The 16,206-nt window shown below is 59.6% G+C and carries 15 protein-coding genes; 13 read left to right on the forward strand and 2 right to left on the reverse strand.

Annotation, left to right across the window (positions count from 1 at the left end):
• The first annotated feature begins 104 nt into the window (after positions 1-104).
• The 6 genes from GNF76_RS03325 (at position 105) to GNF76_RS03350 (ending at position 5,230) form a co-directional block, all read left to right on the forward strand.
• A complete protein-coding gene (locus GNF76_RS03325) occupies positions 105-893 on the forward strand; it encodes an MlaA family lipoprotein (RefSeq protein WP_155581749.1) in 789 nt (262 codons plus the stop codon).
• Positions 883-1,161, forward strand: coding sequence for a hypothetical protein (locus tag GNF76_RS03330; RefSeq protein WP_155581750.1), 279 nt, complete (start codon positions 883-885; stop codon positions 1,159-1,161). Before GNF76_RS03325 ends, GNF76_RS03330 begins: the two co-directional genes overlap by 11 nt.
• Positions 1,162-1,300: 139 nt before the next feature.
• Positions 1,301-3,211: an alkaline phosphatase D family protein gene (locus tag GNF76_RS03335; RefSeq protein WP_155581751.1), complete on the forward strand. Its 1,911-nt coding sequence runs from the start codon at positions 1,301-1,303 to the stop codon at positions 3,209-3,211.
• 194 nt (positions 3,212-3,405) lie between these two features.
• Positions 3,406-3,747 (forward strand): type II toxin-antitoxin system RelE/ParE family toxin, encoded by a 342-nt coding sequence (locus GNF76_RS03340; RefSeq protein WP_343037804.1) that lies wholly within the window; start codon positions 3,406-3,408, stop codon positions 3,745-3,747.
• Positions 3,748-3,757: 10 nt separating this feature from the next.
• Positions 3,758-4,063, forward strand: a complete 306-nt coding sequence (locus tag GNF76_RS03345; RefSeq protein ID WP_155581753.1) for a helix-turn-helix domain-containing protein — start codon at positions 3,758-3,760, stop codon at positions 4,061-4,063.
• Positions 4,064-4,216: 153 nt separating this feature from the next.
• Positions 4,217-5,230, forward strand: coding sequence for a sensor domain-containing diguanylate cyclase (locus GNF76_RS03350; protein WP_178123159.1), 1,014 nt, complete (start codon positions 4,217-4,219; stop codon positions 5,228-5,230).
• Between the two features lie 33 nt (positions 5,231-5,263).
• On the opposite strand, the gene GNF76_RS03355 is transcribed toward GNF76_RS03350, so the two are convergent.
• On the reverse strand, positions 5,264-6,292 hold the full coding sequence (locus GNF76_RS03355) for an amino acid ABC transporter substrate-binding protein (RefSeq protein WP_155581754.1): 1,029 nt from the start codon (positions 6,290-6,292) through the stop codon (positions 5,264-5,266).
• 451 nt (positions 6,293-6,743) lie between these two features.
• On the opposite strand from GNF76_RS03355, the gene GNF76_RS03360 reads away from it, so the two are divergent.
• The 5 genes from GNF76_RS03360 (at position 6,744) to GNF76_RS03380 (ending at position 12,258) form a co-directional block, all read left to right on the forward strand.
• On the forward strand, positions 6,744-7,994 hold the full coding sequence (locus GNF76_RS03360) for a 2-aminoadipate transaminase (protein WP_155581755.1): 1,251 nt from the start codon (positions 6,744-6,746) through the stop codon (positions 7,992-7,994).
• Positions 7,995-8,131: 137 nt separating this feature from the next.
• Positions 8,132-9,106: an amino acid ABC transporter permease gene (locus GNF76_RS03365; protein WP_155581756.1), complete on the forward strand. Its 975-nt coding sequence runs from the start codon at positions 8,132-8,134 to the stop codon at positions 9,104-9,106.
• A 51-nt stretch (positions 9,107-9,157) separates the two neighbouring features.
• Positions 9,158-9,886, forward strand: a complete 729-nt coding sequence (locus tag GNF76_RS03370) for an amino acid ABC transporter ATP-binding protein (protein WP_155581923.1) — start codon at positions 9,158-9,160, stop codon at positions 9,884-9,886.
• A gap of 42 nt (positions 9,887-9,928) precedes the next feature.
• Positions 9,929-10,759 (forward strand): transporter substrate-binding domain-containing protein, encoded by an 831-nt coding sequence (locus GNF76_RS03375; RefSeq protein ID WP_155581757.1) that lies wholly within the window; start codon positions 9,929-9,931, stop codon positions 10,757-10,759.
• Positions 10,760-10,974: 215 nt separating this feature from the next.
• Positions 10,975-12,258 carry an NAD(P)/FAD-dependent oxidoreductase gene (locus GNF76_RS03380; protein ID WP_155581758.1) on the forward strand — a complete coding sequence of 428 codons (1,284 nt, stop codon included), beginning with the start codon at positions 10,975-10,977 and terminating at the stop codon, positions 12,256-12,258.
• A gap of 243 nt (positions 12,259-12,501) precedes the next feature.
• Here GNF76_RS03380 and GNF76_RS03385 read toward each other — a convergent pair whose 3' ends face one another.
• Positions 12,502-14,526, reverse strand: coding sequence for a c-type cytochrome (locus tag GNF76_RS03385; protein WP_155581759.1), 2,025 nt, complete (start codon positions 14,524-14,526; stop codon positions 12,502-12,504).
• Between the two features lie 212 nt (positions 14,527-14,738).
• Between GNF76_RS03385 and GNF76_RS03390 the strand changes: the two genes are divergently transcribed.
• Both GNF76_RS03390 and GNF76_RS03395 read left to right on the forward strand, forming a co-directional pair.
• Complete coding sequence (locus GNF76_RS03390; RefSeq protein ID WP_155581760.1) at positions 14,739-15,224, forward strand: GNAT family N-acetyltransferase; 486 nt, start codon at positions 14,739-14,741, stop codon at positions 15,222-15,224.
• A gap of 133 nt (positions 15,225-15,357) precedes the next feature.
• On the forward strand, positions 15,358-16,056 hold the full coding sequence (locus GNF76_RS03395) for a hypothetical protein (protein WP_155581761.1): 699 nt from the start codon (positions 15,358-15,360) through the stop codon (positions 16,054-16,056).
• Positions 16,057-16,206 lie beyond the last annotated feature (150 nt).

Raw genomic sequence — 16,206 nt, forward strand, 5'->3', positions numbered from 1 at the left:
TATATTTCAACCGTGCAACAAAGCGTCAAGGGCGTAATAAAGCAGACATCTTTGCGCAAGCCGCGAATGCCAGCATCGGCCTCCCTTTTTCGGAGACCGTACTAATGCACTCGCTGACGTATTCCCCACGCCTGGCCCGCCAGGCCGCGTTGCTATTGACCCTGTCTTACCTGGCGGGTTGCACGAGCCCGGCCCCGGTGGCGAGTACAACCCGTTGTGCGCAGGTTTCCTATCCGGTATATGACCCTGCCGAGCCGGTCAACCGGGGCGTGTTCGTCTTCAACCGGGCCGTGGATGACTATGCCCTGGCCCCTGTAGCCCGTGGATATCGTTATCTGCCGGATTTTTTCCAGAAGGGTGTGCATAACTTCGCCAGCAACTTCAGCGAGCCCAAGGTGTTTATCAACGATCTGTTGCAGGGCAACCCGCGACGTTCGGTCAATACCCTGGGGAGATTCGCCGTGAACACCACGGTGGGGATCATCGGTTTGATTGATGTCTCCGACCCGCTGGGCATTCCCCGTCACACTTCCGATTTCGGCCAGACCTTCGGCGTCTGGGGCATCGGCAACGGGCCAATCGTCGAATTGCCGCTGCTGGGCACCGGCAACAGCCGCGATTCGGTGGGCAAGGTGTTGAACTTGCTGGTATCGCCGCTGGGAAACAGCGACACCGTGAAGACCCTGAACACCGTCAGCCTGGTGGGTGGCACGGTAGATACCCGGGCATCTTTGCTGCCGCTGACTGACAGCCTGCAACAGTTACCGGATTATTACAGCGCACTGCGCAACGTCGTAGCTGAACACCGCGCCGCTTATGTGCTGGAAGGCAAGCAAGGGCTTACGACACCCCAGGCAAACCATTGCGCGAAGGAGACTGAGGATGATCTCTGAACCCGGCTCACTGCTCCTGCAACATCATGTGCGCAAACGCGGCACCCACGCCTTGCTGTGCCGTGAAACCCGCCTGCACCTTTCCTCGGACCAGAATCGACTGGTGCTCAGTCGGTACATGGAACAGTACAGCCCACAGGGTGTGCGCTGGGTCGAGCGTCAGTACAGCGTCGCGCTGGAGGACGTATTGCGCTGGCTGATTGACCAGGGAGAGACCTCGGCTACCGCGATAAGCAACCGTTCCGACGCCCGGCGTCTAGCGTCATAATTTGACGCGAGGCGTTTATAGCTCGGCCCTCCTCCCCCTCTGTAAGTTCACGCTTTTGCTTCATGGAGCCGCTTAACAAAACACTGACATCCCCTGCGCTACTCTTGTTGACCACTCCTTGCACAGAGCCACTTCCTGTATGTCTCAACCCGACACACTGCCCGCCGTGCTTGCCGGCCCACTGCTGCGCCGCCTGGAACCCGGGCGTCTGGTGCTGTGGCTGGTAGGGTCTCGGGCGCTGGCGTTGACCCTGAGGCTGCAACTGCCTGAACAGGCGCTCGATATCGAACTGGACGCTACGCTCTGCCAAGTGGTTCCCGTCGGGCGCCAAGCCTTTATCCACCTGATCGACGTGGCGTTCGCCGATGCCCTGCCCCAGGACGTGAGCATCGGCTATGACCTGCTGATCACCGAAGCCCACGGGCGCTCATCCGGCATCGCCCAATGGGCGCCGCACCTGCTCTACGCAAATGCGCAAACTCCCAATTTTGTCCTGTACAGTCACATTCACCAACTGATGCACGGTTCCTGCCGTAAACCACACCACCCCGCTGCCGAAGGTTTGTTGTGCGTGGACCGCTTGTTGGGCGAAGCCCGCACGCCGGCTGAACGTCCGGCTTTATTGATAATGAGCGGCGATCAGGTCTATGCCGATGACGTGGCGGGGCCGATGCTGCGGGCCCTTCACCACTTGATCGAGCGTCTTGGCCTGTTCGACGAACATCTGGACGGTGCCGTCGTGGACGACAGCACCAAACTCTACGAGCACCCGGCCAGTTACTACCATCGCGCCGACCTGCTCCCCGCCCTGAAGCACAATGAAACCCTGCGCGAGCGATTTTTCGGTGGCGTGAAAAAACCGATCTTCACCAGCAGTAGCGCGGACAATCATCTGGTGACCTTTGCCGAAGTGATGGCCATGTACCTGCTGGTGTGGTCGCCAACGCCCTGGGCCCTCATCACGCCACAAGCGCCGCAACTGACGCCCGAAGAACAGGCGCGTTATGCCCGCGAGCAAGTGCAGATCGATACATTCCGCGACGGCCTGAACGGCGTGTCCAGGGTATTGGCTCACCTGCCTTGCCTGATGATCTTCGACGATCACGACATCACCGACGACTGGAACCTCAGCGCACAATGGGAAGAAACCGCCTACGGCCACCCCTTCTCCAAGCGCATTATCGGCAACGCTTTGCTGGCCTATATGCTGTGCCAGGGCTGGGGCAATAACCCGGATGCCTTCAAGGAAGTGCTAAGCCGGACCTGCGCTCTCACCGCACAGGTTCGCGATAACTACCTGGACGCTCACGCCCAGGACCAACTGATTGATGAGCTGCTGAAGTTCCAGCAATGGCATTACGTACTGCCCACCACCCCGGCGCTGGTGGTACTCGACACCCGCACCCGGCGCTGGCGCAGCGAGTTCAACCTCAAGCAACCGTCCGGCCTGCTGGACTGGGAGGCCCTGAGTGAGTTGCAACAAGAACTGCTGGACCACCCTTCGGCGATCATCGTTTCACCAGCCCCGGTGTTTGGGGTGAAGCTGATCGAGACGGTGCAAAAAGCCTTCAGCTGGTGCGGCTACCCGCTGCTGGTGGATGCCGAAAACTGGATGGCCCATCGCGGCGCCGCCCAGGTGATCCTGAATATTTTTCGGCACTCGCGCACGCCGGGCAACTACGTGATCCTGTCGGGTGACGTGCACTACTCATTCGTCTACGAAGTGTTGATCCGCCACCGCAACGCCGGACCAAAGATCTGGCAGATCACCAGCAGTGGCATCAAGAACGAATTCCCCAGACGCTTGCTGGACTGGTTCGACCGCCTCAACCGCTGGCTCTACTCGCCCCGCTCGCCCTTGAACTGGCTGACCCGGCGCCGGCCCATGCAAGTGGTGCCACATATTCCGGAACACGCTCGGGCGGGTGAACGGTTGTGGAATTCGGCAGGAGTCGGCCAAGTGTTTTTCAATGAGCAGGGGCAGCCAGAGGCGATCTATCAACATAACGCCGATGGAACGCCTCGGACGAAGATGGAAGCACCGCAGTAAGCTTTCCTACCCCTGCTCTGCCAGCTTCCCGCGCCCTCTCCGGAAACCACTGAATACCCGGTTTTCAGCGCCATTTTTGGCAACATTTCAATCCCCACCGTTGACAGAACAACGTGCGAATCTCTGGCCGCTTTTTGCGAAACGGCCTCACTCATCGCCGATTGTCAGATGAACCTTTTTTGGTACACTCGCCTGTGAACGATATCTGTCTTGTCTTGAACGTACGCTTCTTTTGCACTGACGCGGGGAACGAGCCCGTTCGTGACTGGTTGATGGAACTGCCACGGGATTCGAGAAGACTCATCGGCACGGACATCAAGACTGTCCAGTTCGGCTGGCCGTTAGGGATGCCATTGGTGCGCAAGCTTGAGGACCGGCTCTGGGAGGTTCGGACAGATCTGGGTAACAACATCGCTCGAGTGATATTCACACTGGTTGACTGCGACATGGTGCTACTCCACGGGTTCGTCAAGAAGAGTCAAAAAACACCAATGGCCGAGCTGTACACCGCCAGGCAACGCAAGGCCAGACTATGAGGCATACATCATGAACAACCCTATCGGCTCCGACTTTGACGACTTTCTTGATGAACAGGGGCTCATTGAAGAGGTTTCCGCCGCAGCCTTGAAACGTGTCATCGCCTGGCAATTGGCCGAAGCGATGAAAGCCCAACGAATCAGCAAGAAAGCACTGGCAGAGCGCATGCACACCAGCCGTACTGCCGTGGACAGAGCGCTGGATCAAAATGATGCCGGCATGACCCTGGCCACCCTGACAAGTGCTGCCCGGGCATTGGGGCAACGCGTTGAAGTACGGCTGGTGCCGAATCTCCATGCTACGCGAGTGATATAGCCTGAAACAGTGAGCACGGATGCCCGCAATAGTGGCTCATAGCCACACCCTTCTAACCCAAAAAGCCCCGTTGTACAGTACGTCCAGCCACGGAGTATCGGCGTTAACACTTGACTGGCCATTTCGAGCCAGCCCCTCGCAGGGAGCGCGCAGATGTGCGATACATCCGATATCGGACCCTTGAACAATAATTTTTCCGACCTGAACGCCGACATGTTGCATGCCGTCATGGAGTTGGTCAGTGATGGCATCTGGGACTGGAACGCCAATACCGGATTTGTCTATCGCAACCCAGGTTGGTACGAGATGCTCGGATACGCCAACCACTCCCTGGAAAACAGCGTCTTCACTTGGGAAAACGTCATTCATCCCGACGACTACCCGCAGGTGATGAAGGTGTTTGATGACTACCTCCACCATCGCACAGCCCACTATCAAGCCGAATACCGCTGCCGCAAGAAAGACGGCACCTTCCTGTGGATTGAAGACCGAGGCTACGTGATTACGCGTAATGCCGATGACAGCGTGGCGCGAATGATCGGTGCACACCGCAATATTCAGGCGCGCAAACACTCTATCGAACAGCTTGAACGCCGCAATAAATCACTGGAAGCCCTGGTGGCCGAGCGCACCCTTGAGCTGTCTCGGGTCAATCAGCAGCTTCAACTGCAACTGAACGAAAACCGCTCCCTTGCCGAGAGCGATGCTCTCACCCATATCGCCAATCGGTACCGCCTGGAGAAAGTACTGCTGGAAGAGTGTGAGCGCGCGCAGCGATTCCGCCTGCCCCTGTCGGTGATTGCGATGGATATCGATGACTTCAAGCCGATCAATGATCGGCACGGCCATGCGGTAGGCGATGAGACACTGGTGCGGGTGGTGGAATGCCTTGCAGCCTGCGTGCGCCACGGCGATTTGCTGGCCCGTTGGGGCGGTGATGAGTTCATGGTCGTCCTGCCCAAAAGCACCCTGGAAACGGCAAAAGCCCTGGCGGAGCGCATGCGCCAGGCGCTGAGAAACCTGCCAAGCGTGGGCGAATTCAAGGTGACCCTGAGCCTGGGAGTCGTGCAACGCGTCAATGACGAGTCGCCCACCCGCCTGATGGCCCGGGCGGACCAGGCGCTGTACCGCTCCAAGGCGGCGGGAAAAGACGGGGTCTCGGAGTGACGCAGGAGCGAGCAAGCCCGCTCCTTTCACCGTTTAACGAACCGGCGGCGCGTATTGAATACCGCCGTTGCTCCACAAGGCATTAAGGCCACGCTTGATCTTCAGCACGCTGCCCTGACCGATGTTGCGCTCGAACACTTCGCCATAGTTGCCCACCTGTTTGACAATCTGCACCACCCAGTCCTTGCGCAGCTTCAGGTCCTTGCCGTACTCACCGTCCGCGCCCAACAAGCGAGCGACATCGGGGTTCTTCGTGCTCCTGGCCTGCTCTTCAACGTTCTGCGAGGTAATGCCCATTTCCTCGGCGTTGAGCATCGCGAACAGGGTCCATTTGACGATGCTGAACCATTCCTCATCGCCCTTGCGCACCAAGGGGCCCAACGGTTCTTTGGAGATCACCTCCGGCAGCACCATGAACTCATCCGGATGGGCCATTTTGATCCGCTGGGCGTACAGGCCCGACTGGTCGGTGGTCAGCACGTCGCAGCGGCCGGCCTCCAGGCCCTTGGCACTTTCATCGGCGGTGTCGAAGGTGATCGGCGTGTACTTCATGCCGTTGGCGCGGAAGTAGTCGGAAACGTTCAACTCGGTGGTGGTACCGGCCTGGATGCAGATGGTCGCACCGTCCAGCTCTTTGGCATGGGCCACCCCTAGCGTGTTGTTCACCAGAAAGCCGATGCCGTCGTAGTAGGTGATCCCGGTGAACACCAGGCCCATGCCTGCATCCCGTGAGCTGGTCCAGGTGGTGTTACGCGAGATCAGGTCGATTTCCCCGGACTGCAACGCAGTGAAACGCTCCTTGGCGGTCAACTGGCTGAACTTTACTTTCGAGGCATCGCCGAACACGGCAGCGGCGACAGCATGGCAGACGTCCACGTCGATACCGGTCATCTTGCCCTTGGCATCCGGCACGCCGAAGCCAGGTAAACCGTCGCTGACGCCACACTGGATAAAGCCTTTCTTCTGGATGGCATCCAGCGTCGCGCCTGCCTGGGCGGCTCCGGTCAGGCCCAATAACGCAGCGGCGCTGAATGCGGCCAGCGTGTGTTTCACGTTTTTCATGCAAAGCTCTCCTTGTCGATTTTTATTATTCGGCGCCGCAAACCCGCGCCGGTTGATCGTGAGCGATGAGTATCAACTGCTTTACACCTTGGCCACAAACAACCTTTAGCCATCAATGACAGTCAGTTAAGCCAACGCAATGTTCAGCAGAGAAGAACAAATGTGGGAGCTGTCGAGCCCCAGCGAGGCTGCGATGGCGTCGGCACAGTAAACATTGATGTTGCCTGACCCACCGCTATCGCAGCCTCGCTGGGGCTCGACAGCTCCCACATTTATTCTTCGCTGGCAGGAACACTGTGCCCGCGTAACTGATCCGTATCAGAGCAAACCCACTCGCGACTACCGCACATCCCGACTTTTAATAATGACCCGGCGACTTTATTTCGTTTGCGGGGCAGTGCGGCTCACGGCTTAGATAAAAAGAAGCACCCCACTTGCGAGTCCGAGATCCATGAGCCGTGAAACCATTAGCCAGTCGATTTCCATCGTCCACCCCATCAGCCTCAGCCACGGCAAAAACGCTGAAGTCTGGGACACCACCGGCAAACGCTACATCGACTTTGTCGGCGGCATCGGCGTGCTCAACCTCGGCCACTGTCACCCGCACATCGTCGAGGCGATTCGCGAGCAGGCGACAAAACTCACCCACTACGCCTTCAACGCCGCGCCCCACGCACCCTATATCGAGCTGATGGACCGCCTCACCGCATTCATCCCGGTGGATTACCCAGTCAGCGGCATGCTCACCAACAGTGGCGCGGAGGCGGCGGAAAATGCCTTGAAAATCGTCCGTGGTGCCACCGGCCGTACAGCGGTCATCGCCTTCGACGGCGCCTTCCACGGCCGCACGTTGGCCACGCTGAACCTCAACGGCAAGGTCGCGCCCTACAAGCAAAAAGTCGGTGTGCTGCCGGGCCCGGTGTATCACCTGCCCTTCCCCAGCAAGGACAATGGCGTGACCTGCGATGAGGCGTTGAAGGCCATGGAGCGGCTGTTCAGCGTAGAAATCGATGTGGATGACGTTGCCTGCTTCATCATCGAACCGGTGCAAGGCGAAGCCGGTTTCCTGGCCCTCGACGTAGCGTTCGCCCAAGCCCTGCGACGCCTGTGCGATGAGAAGAAAATCCTGCTGATTGCCGATGAAATCCAGTCCGGCTTCGGCCGCACCGGCCAGCGCTTTGCCTTCTCGCGTCTGGGCATCGAACCGGACCTGATCCTGCTGGGCAAAAGCATTGCCGGCGGTGTGCCGCTGGGAGCGGTGGTGGGTCGCAAGTCGTTGCTCGACACCTTGCCGAAGGGCGGCCTGGGCGGCACCTATTCCGGCAACCCGATAGCCTGCGCGGCGGCGCTGGCTACCCTGGAGGTGATGACCGATGAACAGTTGAAGCACTGGGGCGTACAGCAGGAAGAAGCGATCGTAGGCCGCTACCAATCGTGGCGAGCCAGGCAGCTCTCACCGTACCTGGGCCGCTTGACTGGCGTCGGCGCCATGCGCGGCATCGAGTTGGTCAACAGCGATGGAACACCTGCCTCCAAACAACTGACCCAACTGCTGAGCCTGGCGCGGGATGCCGGTTTGCTGCTGATGCCCAGTGGTAAATCCCGGCACATCATCCGCCTGCTGGCGCCGTTGACCATCGAACCCGCCGTGCTGGAAGAAGGCCTGAATATTCTTGAAGCCTGCCTGGCTGCACTGGATTGAACCGCTAAACCCAGGATGACCTCAGGGACTGACATAGCGAATTATGGTCACTTGTCGTGGGCAATTTTGCCCGGCAATACTGGCCGATATCCCCTCTACCCGACGAGATCAGTACCCCTGATAAGCCAGAGGCATTCATGTATCACGACAATATAATTTATAAAAAGAAGTCCAATGATCCTCGGTTCCTGCTCGGCGTAGCCGTGGTTTTATTTCTCGGCGCATACCTGATGAACCTGGGTAACAGCGCCCTGAGTCACGCCCTGCAGCCCCTGCTGGGCAACGCGCCGGACAGTTTGACCGCGCGCAATATCGCCATCGGCCTGGGCATTGCGGTGCTCGGCACACTCAACTTTCATGTCCTGGGACGCTTGAAGCTCAAGGTGCAGACGACGGTGGTCTGGGTCGAGTTGCTGCTGCTGTTCCTGGCGTTCTTCGACACCTTCAACCTCTCTTACAGCTTCATCCTCGACAAGGTGGGTTTCCTGATCATCCAGGGCGCAGCCACCACGCTGTATATCTCGGCCATCGCCATCGTGCTGGCCTTCGTCCTGGCGCTCATCGGCGCGGTGGCCAAGCTGTCGAACAACGGTGTGGCCAACGCCCTGGCCTCGTTCTACACCTCGTTCTTTCGCGGCGTGCCGCTGCTGATCCAGATCTACCTGATTTACCTGGGCCTGCCACAACTGGGCTACGTGGTCGACGCGGTGCCCGCCGGCATCCTCGCCTTGTCGCTGTGCTACGGCGCCTACATGACGGAGATTTTTCGCGCAGGCATCCAGAGTATTCCGGTGGGCCAGTGGGAAGCATCCCGAGCCCTGGGTATCAGCCCGTTCAAAACCCTGAGCCGAGTGATCATGCCCCAGGCCTTGCGAGTGATTATTCCACCCACCGGCAACCAGTTCATCGCCATGCTCAAGGACAGCTCCCTGGTCTCGGTGATCGGCGTCTGGGAGTTGATGTACCTGGCCAAGACCCAGGGCCGCGCCGACTTCCGCCACCTGGAAATGCTGATCACCGCCGCAATGATTTACTGGGCGATGTCCTTCATCCTCGAACGGGTGCAGGCGCGGATCGAAAAACGAGTCAACCGATCCACGGCGAGGGGCTGAACCATGACCACTCAGATTCATATCACCGAGCGCCAGACCCTCGCCCCATCGATGATCACCATCACTGGCCTGAACAAGTGGTATGGCAATTTCCATGCGCTGCGTGACGTCGACCTGAACGTTGCCAGCGGCGAAATCCTGGTGGTGTGCGGCCCGTCGGGCTCGGGCAAATCCACGATGATCCGCTGCATCAATCACCTGGAAAACTTTCAGAAGGGCCATATCCAGGTCAACGGCATCACCCTCACCAGCGAAGCGGAAAGCGTCAGCGCAGTGCGCCGGGAAATCGGCATGGTGTTCCAGAGTTTCAACCTGTTCCCCCACCTCAGCGTCCTGGACAACCTGACTCTGGCCCCGCAACTGGTGCAAGGCGCGTCCTCGGCCGAGGCAAAAAAACGCGCCCAAGTTTACCTCGAACGCGTGCGCATTGCCGAACACGCCCACAAGTACCCGTCCCAATTGTCGGGTGGCCAACAACAGCGAGTCGCGATTGCCCGGGCGCTGTGCATGAACCCCAAGGTCATGCTGTTCGACGAGCCCACCTCAGCCCTGGACCCGGAGATGGTGCATGAAGTGCTGGAAGTGATGGGCGAGTTGGCCACCGACGGCATGACCATGATCTGCGTGACCCACGAGATGGGTTTCGCCAGCAAGGTTGCCGACCGGGTGCTGTTCATGGATCAGGGCCAGGTCATCGAACAAGCCACCCCCGCCGAGTTTTTCAATAACCCACAGACCGAGCGCGCGCAGAAATTCCTCTCGCAAATCATCGGTCACTGAGTGCCGCTTTACCCATAACAATAATCAGACGTGGAGATGGACATGCTCAGCAAACAACGCGCAATGACTCTGGCGGCAACCCTGTCGCTGCTGTTCATCGGCACGGCCAACGCCGGTGCAGTACTGGACAAGATCCAGAGCAGCAAACAAATGACCGTGGCGACATCGGCGATCTGGCCGCCCCAGGGTTTTATCAACGACAAGAATGAAATCGACGGCTTCGACATCGACGTCTCCAAGGAGATCGCCAAGCGCCTGGGCGTGGAGGTCAAATTCATCACGCCGGACTGGGACGTGATCACCGCCGGCAAGTGGAATGGGCGTTGGGACATGTCCGTGGGCTCGATGACGGCGACCAAAAGCCGCGCGCGAATTCTCGATTTCCCGGCCACTTACTACTACGTGCCCTATGTGTTCGCGGTGCACAACACGTCCACCGTCACCGACCGCCAGGCCCTCAATGGCAAGACCATTGGTGTGGAAGGCGGCACCACCTCAGAAGACTGCTTGAATCAGGCACTGGCGATCGAAACCAGTGATATTCCGCCGGCCTCTTGCGACGTCAAGGCCGGCAAACTGAAGACTTACGCCGGCTCCCTCGCACCTCTGGACGACCTGCGCCTGGGGGACGGCGTGCGCCTGGACGCGATCCTCACCCAGCGCAGCACCCTGGAAGCTGCGATCAAGAAAAACTACCCGCTCAAGGCGGTCGATGGCGTGGTGTTCTACGAGCCGCTGGCCATTGCCACCGACAAGGGCGACCCGGAACTGAAGGCCAAGCTTGCCGACATCGTCGGCGCCATGCATGACGATGGCACGCTGACCAAGCTGTCGACCAAGTGGTATGGCGTGGACTACTCAACCGTCAAATAGCACGGTTCCTGTTGATCAGGACGAAGATCAAATGTGGGAGCTGTCGAGCCCTGGCGAGGCTGCGATAGCGTCGGCACAGCACACATTGATGCTGCCTGACCCGCCGCCATCGCAGCCTCGCCAGGGCTCGACAGCTCCCACAGTAGATCTTCAGTGTTTTTGAGAGGGGCCCGGCTCCCTCACAATCCGTGTCTGAGAGAAAGAGATCGCAAGGAATGACCATGCCCACCACCTGGTACTCGCAAACCTCACTCCCGCGCACACCGCGCCCCAGCCTGAGCACCGACGAAACCTGCGACGTGTGCATTATCGGCGCGGGTATCGCCGGCCTCACGGCGGCGCTGGAACTGACCCGGCGCGGCAAACGGGTGATCGTCCTTGACGCCCATCACATTGCCTGGGGTGCTTCCGGACGCAATGGTGGCGTGGTTTCGCCAGGCTGGGCCGAAGGCTCGGGGGCCATCCGTAAAAAACTCGGGCTGGAACACACCCAGGCCTTGTTCAACCTGTCGGCCGAAGGCGTCGAGATCGTACGGCATAACATCGTTGATCTGGCACTTCCCGGTTGTGATCCCGCACCCGGCACGATTCGGGTCAAGCGCTACGACGACAGCGCCAGCGTGAAAAACCATATCGAAAGCATGCGCCAGAACTTCGGCTATGAGCTCAACTACCTCGACACTCGCCAGGTCCGCGAGCGAGCCCACACCCAGCGTTATTACCAGGGCATCGAAGACCCCAGCGCCCTGCATTTCCACCCACTGAATTATTGCCTGGGCCTGGCCCAGGCTATCGAAGCTGTTGGAGGACGAATTTTCGAACAATCGAAAATGCTCGCCTGGCATCGCGACGGCAATGACCGCATTGTCCAGACCGCCGACGGCACGGTGTGCTGCAAGGACCTGGTGTTATGCGCCGGTGGCTACGGTGGTGCAGAGTTGCAAGCACTCAGCCGCGCCTACCTGCCCATCGCCACCTATGTGGTACTGACGGAACACTTGGGCGATCGCATCAAAAACGTCCTCGACTCCAACGCCGCCTTCTCCGACGACCGTCGCGCCTCAGACTATTACCGCGTCGTGGAAGGCGATCGCCTGCTGTGGGGCGGGCGCATCACCACCCGCAACGAACAGAACGAACACGCCCTGGCAGCCATGCTCAAGGCCGATATGGTCGCGGTGTACCCACAACTGTCCCCCGTAAAGATTGAGCTCGCCTGGTCTGGCCTGATGGGCTACGCGACCCACAAAATGCCCAACCTGGGCTTGCTGGAACCGGGCGTGTGGGCCTGCACCTCGTTTGGCGGGCATGGCCTGAACACCGGCTCCATCGGTGGCCGGGTGATTGCCGAGGCCGTCTGCGGCGAGACCCGCAGGTATGAGCTGTTCAAGCCCTACCTGCTGCCCTGGAATGGCGGGCCGTTTGGGCTGGTCGCGGCGAATGCGATCTATCGCTCCTTGAAAGTGATGGACTTCGTGCAGGAGCGGTTGCGCTCTTAGTACCAACCCTTTGCATCAGGCTATGGATGAAGATCTAACCGGCAATGTGAAACCCTTGTGGGAGCTGTCGAGCTTTAGCGAGGCTGCGATAGCGGTGGGTCAGACACCCTCAATGTTGGCTGTGCCGACGTCATCGCAGCCTCGTTAAAGCTCGACAGCTCCCACCGTTGATTTTCACTACCCTGAGCGGAGTGTTTCAACCGTATTGGGCTGCGCTCTCAAAGACCTTGAAAGGCCTGGCTCTTAGTACCGCGCATCCACCGGCTTGCCGCCGTTCGGCCAGTCCTTCACCTTGTCCGGGAAATCCGGGCGCGGTTGGCCGGAGAAGTAGGCGGCGACATCCACCGCTTCCTGATCCGACAAACCACCCTGCCCCAGCGGGAATTTCTCGTGGAAGCCAATCGGCATGTTGCGTTTGACGAAAGCCGCAGCGGTGTAGGTGCGGGCCATGCCTGCGCCGATATTGAAGGAGCGTTCGCCCCACAGCGGTGGGTAGACAAGACTGCCGTCGGCGCGCGCCAAGCCTTCACCGTCATTGCCGTGGCACACCGCACACTGCTTGGCATACACCTGCTTGCCGTTGGCCAGGTCGGGCTTGATTGCCGGATCGATCTTGCCGACGCCACGCCCGGCCACTTTGTCTTCGGGCTGGGTGTTCATTTTCATCCAGTCGAAATACGCGACCATCGCCTGCATATCCGCCGATTGCGGTGGCAGCGGTTTGCCGTTCATGGAGCGGCGGAAACAACCGTTGATCCGTTCCTCCAGGCTCACCACCTTGCCCGCACGCGGCGCATAGCTGGGGAAAAACGCAGAGACGCCGACAAAGGGCGAACCGTCCGCTACGGTACCCGCGTTCAAATGGCAACTGGTGCAGTTCAGCGAGTTGCCGACATTGCCCGGCAGCAGTTCCCTGGTTTGCAGGTGCAGGCGCATGCCGCGCACCACTTGATCGGCATTCGGCGCGGCCAGCAAGTTGGCCAGCCGCGGGGTTTCAAAGGCCGATGAATCGGTGCTGGCCGGGTTGAGTTGGCCGCGCAGCTTCTTGACCTGCGCGGCGCTGATAGGTGTGCCTTCATTGCCCCAGCGGGTGCGGACAAAACTGAGGATTTCAGCGATTTCCTGATCGGCCAACCGGGCGAAACCCGGCATGGTGTAGACCCGTGGATGGGTCGCCGTTTCCGCAGTTTCCCAACCGGTGAGGGTGATGTGCAACAGCGAAGTCGGGTTGTTCGACGCTACGCTCGGGTTGCCGGCCAGCGGCGGAAACAGACCTTTCACGCCACCGCCGTCGCTGCGGTGACAGTCGCTGCAAAACTGCATGTAACCCAAGCCGCCACGACTGGTGAACAAATCCTTGGGCGGTGCTGCGGGCGCCTGCGCCACAGCCGGCATCGTCAAGTCGTCTTTGCCCGCAGGCAGAGACTTCAGGTAGCTGGCAATGGCAGTCAAATCGTCGTCGGTGAAGTGCTGCGTGCTGTGGTGAATCACATCGGCCATGTTCCCGGACACCGTGGCAAACCGATTTTGTCCGGTCTTGAGCAACTGCACGGTGTCGTCCACCGTCCACAGGTTGCGCAGGCTCAGGGCACGCCAATGCTCGACGGTTTCCCCCGCCAGGTAATGTTGGCCGCCGCGCCCGGCGTCGCTCATGGCTTTTTCCTGGAAGGCAATGCCGCGTGGTGTGTGGCACGAACCGCAATGCCCCAGGCCCTGGACCAGATAGGCGCCACGATTAAGCACTTCATCCCGGGCCGAATCCGGCGCAAACGGCTGCTTGTCGAGAAACGCAAAATTCCACAACGCCAGGCCCCAGCGCTGATTGAACGGGAACCCCATGTCCGCTTCCAGATTGGCCTGGCGCACCGGTTCCACGCCCTGCATCAGGTAGGCGAACAAGGCGCGCATGTCGGCTTCGCTCATCTTCGCGTAGGACGGGTACGGCATTGCCGGGTACAGATTGCCCCCCGCCGGCGTCACGCCTTCCCGCATGACCCGGTCGAATTGTTCGAAACTGTATTGGCCGATTCCGGTGTCACGGTCCGGGGTGATGTTACTGGAGAAGATCGTGCCCATCGGCGTCTTCAGTTCCAGCCCTCCAGCCATCACCGGGCCCTCTTTGGCGGTGTGGCAAGCAATGCAGTCGCCCAGTTGAGCAACGTATTTGCCATGCTCCACCAGGGGGGTATCGGGTTCGTTGGCGTGCACGGGGTGCGCCAACAACAGCGTCGCCCCCATCAGGGCCAGACGTAACAGGGAAAGGGCCATCACATTATTCCTTTAATAACCGGGCCTGGAGTGGTCTCCTCGGCACAGGTCTGCAATCGTTGTTATGAGGTCATCAGGCGGATAACCGGGGCAAGGTCAGCCCCGGCTTCGTTGTAGCGGATTTTCGGTAGCAGCCAATTGATATGAGTCAGCGCTATTTACGACAGCGCTGATTAACGGCATAACAGCTGCTTCACGCACAAGGAGTGCCCATGTCCCAAGAGTTAACCTATCGCCAGGCCACCGTGGCTGATCTGCCGACGCTGTGCGAACTCGGCCAGCCGCTCAATCGCTTGCACCACCAGGAGCGGCCCGATATCTATCGCGAGGCGACCGAACACGTGGAGCGCGACCAGACCCACTGGCGACCCTGCTTGACCAGCCGGCTTCAGACGGTGTTTCTTGCCGAACAGGAAGGTGCCGGCGTGGGGTTCATCACCGTGCAAATCATCGAGACCAGCAGCCCATTGTTGCAGCCGCTGCGCGTCGGCCGGATCGGCTCGATCTGTGTCCTTGAGGCACAGCGTGGCCAGGGCATTGGCCGCACCTTGATGGAGTTCGCCGAGCGCTGGGCTATCAGGCAAGGCGCCGGTGATTTGCGCCTTACCGTGTGGGCATTCAACGAACCGGCACAGCGGCTTTACAGGGAACTGGGTTACGAAACACGTGCCTTCGAAATGGGCAAGCGCCTCGATTAAACCGATGGACAGCTCGCGCTCACGCCGTTGAGTGGCAATGAAGGCAGAGTGCTGCCTTGACCTGATCCGCCTCCCCGCTGAAAATGCCCGACGCTTTTCCCGTCTCCCCGTTTAACGAAGTAGTGAAATTTCAATGTCTGATGCCCGTATCGAAGAATCCGTAGCCACCTTGCAGTCCAAAGCTGAATACGAAAACGCCATCAACCTTTCACAACACGTGCCAGTGGCCAAGAGCATCAGTGAAATGGTGCTGGACGCGTTCCACACCTCCAAGGAAAGCGACCAGATCCGCGAGTTGCGCGTTGCCATCCGTCAGGCCCACGACGCCTTCGACGACGACAAGGCCTACGACCTGATGGGCCAGCTCAAGCAGCTCAAGGACGCCGAAGCCGCCGACAATGCTGCCCTGGAAGACCTGAACAGCCAATTTTCCATCAGCCGCATCCTGTCCAGCTTCAAGGACGACCCCGAGTTCCAGGAGCTGGTCTACGGCCTGGCCCTCAAGGTGCTGAACCAGACGCACCAGGCCATCAGCAACCCGAGCGCCGGCAAAAGCAAGGCGGCCCGGGCCAAGAAGGAAGTCGAAGTGTTCGCCATCAGCAAGGACGGCATCAGCGTTACCTTGCCCATGCGCTCGCCGCGTGCCAAGCCGAATGTCGACCGTGAAGCGTTTGAGTTCCTCGGCTTCAGCTTTGTCGGTGAAGGCGATGAAGCGGAACTGGAAGTCGAAACCTTTGTGGATAACGCCGGTAACGAGCAGCCGCTGACCCGCAAAAGCATCGTGACTGCGTTGCAACAGCAGACCGCGTTTGACGGCTACAGCATCGCGTAGGCGCTCACCACCACCGTCGCGCCTGACGCAGCCTCGCTAAAGCTCGACAGCTGCTACGGGCTGGTGTGTTTGCCGGGTGAGGTTCAAGACGGTATCTACGCAAAGTTCGAGTCATAAAAAAGCCCCGCGCTTCTCACGAAGGCGGGGCTT

The sequence above is a fragment of the Pseudomonas spelaei genome (genome assembly GCF_009724245.1).
GTDB lineage: Bacteria > Pseudomonadota > Gammaproteobacteria > Pseudomonadales > Pseudomonadaceae > Aquipseudomonas > Aquipseudomonas spelaei.